The following is a 1,951-nucleotide window of genomic DNA, read 5'->3' on the forward strand; positions in this document are numbered from 1 at the left end:
CTCCGAGAACCCCTCTGCCGCCGCCAAGATGCTCAGCCTCATCTGGACGGATGAGTTCGTTATGAGCAACCTGATCTATGGCGTTGAGGGCACCAGCTGGGAGTGGAACGAGGACCACAGCTCTATCGTCTATCCCGAGGGCCTGGGCATCGACACGGTCCCCTACACCGCCCTGTACACCTGCGGCGCCTTTGGCAACCAGTTCAACCTTTATGGCATGGACGGCAACACCTCTGAGGCGGATAAGGGCTTTATGAAGGAGCTGCTGGACGGCGCCTGGAACCCGCCCCTGCTGGGCTTCATTCCCAACAGCGAGCCGGTTTCTACCCAGGTGGCGGCTGTGTCCAACGTTTACGACCAGTACTATAAGGTGCTGACCTACGGCGACGTGAATCCGGACGAGTTCCTGCCCAAGTTCCTTGAGGAGCTGGAGACCGCCGGTATCAACGATATTATCGCGGAATATCAGAGCCAGGTGGACGAGTGGCTGAAGACCATCTGAAAATAGTTTCTGGCAGAAAATGAAAGGGGCGGAGGCAGAGATGCCTCCGCCCTTGCCGCTGAAAAGCATTGATAGAAAAGCAGAACCAGGGTGTACTTTTTTTAAAGACATGGTTAAGAAAAAAGTGTAAACTTGGCATATAAACTTATGAGGAGGCTGCTGTTGTGACAAACCCAAATGGTACTTCACAGTATGACGGGCTGCTGGCAGAAAAGAAAAAGCTCCGTCGAAGGGCGGAATTCCGGAACACCCTGCCGCTGTACCTTATGATGCTGCCAGGGCTGATTTACATTGTGTGCAACAATTACCTGCCCATGTTCGGCATTTTGATCGCTTTTAAAAAGGTCAACTTCTCCATTGGCATCTGGAACAGCCCCTGGACTGGGCTGGACAACTTTGAGTTCCTGTTCAAAACCAAGGACGCCTGGACGATGATTCGCAACACCGTGTGCTATAATGTGGTGTGGATTGCCCTGGGGCTGGTCATCTCCGTGAGCATTGCCATTCTGATGGCGGAAATATCCAGCAGAAAAATCGCCAAGCTCATTCAGCCCATTATCTGCTTTCCGTCCATGGTCTCCGCCGTTATCCTGTCCTTTTTGGTCTATGGCTTTTTAAGCACCAACTATGGCTTTTTAAACGCCACCTTCTTTAAGGACAACCCCATCAACTGGTATGCCTCCGCCCAGTATTGGCCCATTATTCTGACCATTGTGCACTTCTGGCAGTCCTCGGGCCAAAGCTCCATCATCTACATGGCCTCCATTGGGGGCATTGACAAGGGCCTGTATGAGTCGGCAGGCTGGACGGGGCCAACAAGCTGCAGCAGATTACCGCCATTACCCTGCCCATGCTGAAGCCCATGATCATTTTGATGATGCTGATGAGCATTGGCCGCATCTTTAACTCAGACTTCGGCATGTTCTATCAGGTGCCCCTGGGCCAGGGCCTGCTGGTGCAAACCACCCAGACCATTGACACCTATGTGTACCGGGCTCTGCTGGAGCTGAACAATGTGGGCATGTCCTCAGCGGCCAGCGTGTTCCAGGCGATTATCGGCTTTGTGCTGGTGGTCACCTCCAACGCCATTGTCCGCAAGGTAGACAGCGAAAACGCACTCTTCTGATTGAGGTGAATGAAATGAAAAAAGAAACCATGCAAAGCACGCCGGCAATCAAGGACGAGCGCGCCTTTCACAACATTGCCCTTGTGCTTATGAGCCTGCTGGCCATTTACTGCGTCATCCCCTTTATCCTGATGCTCTCCACCTCATTTTCCAGCGAGGCGGCGCTGTCTCAGGGGGGCTATTCCTTCTGGCCCAGAGAGTTCTCGATTGCGGCCTACGATTATCTGTGGGCCAAACGCATCACCATCGGCCGCTGCTATCTGATGACCATTGTGGTGACAGTGGTAGGCACGGTGACCAACCTGGTGATCACCTCCCTGTTC

Annotated in this window: 3 protein-coding genes and 1 pseudogene; all 4 read left to right on the top strand. The window is 53.3% G+C overall.

What is annotated here, in order from left to right:
• Window positions 1–502: DUF3502 domain-containing protein (locus tag ACTO5E_RS10400; RefSeq protein WP_482303438.1), on the top strand; the 502-nt coding region annotated here is incomplete at its 5' end.
• Between the two features lie 164 nt (window positions 503–666).
• Window positions 667–1,359 carry a hypothetical protein gene (locus ACTO5E_RS10405; protein WP_482303440.1) on the top strand — a complete coding sequence of 231 codons (693 nt, stop codon included), beginning with the start codon at window positions 667–669 and terminating at the stop codon, window positions 1,357–1,359.
• The gene (locus ACTO5E_RS10410; RefSeq protein WP_482303441.1) at window positions 1,353–1,628 is read left to right on the top strand and encodes a hypothetical protein; all 276 of its coding nucleotides are present in this window, start codon (window positions 1,353–1,355) and stop codon (window positions 1,626–1,628) included. The genes ACTO5E_RS10405 and ACTO5E_RS10410 overlap by 7 nt, the downstream gene beginning before the upstream one ends.
• A 14-nt stretch (window positions 1,629–1,642) precedes the next feature.
• Window positions 1,643–1,951 (top strand): annotated as a pseudogene (locus ACTO5E_RS10415) (hypothetical protein); the annotation flags it as partial.

It is taken from the genome of Acutalibacter sp., assembly GCF_056800975.1.

Bases quoted from the DNA above. Each gene is read 5' to 3' on its own strand.
- ACTO5E_RS10410 (WP_482303441.1), top strand. From the start codon at position 1,353: ATGCTGAAGCCCATGATCATTTTGATGATGCTGATGAGCATTGGCCGC.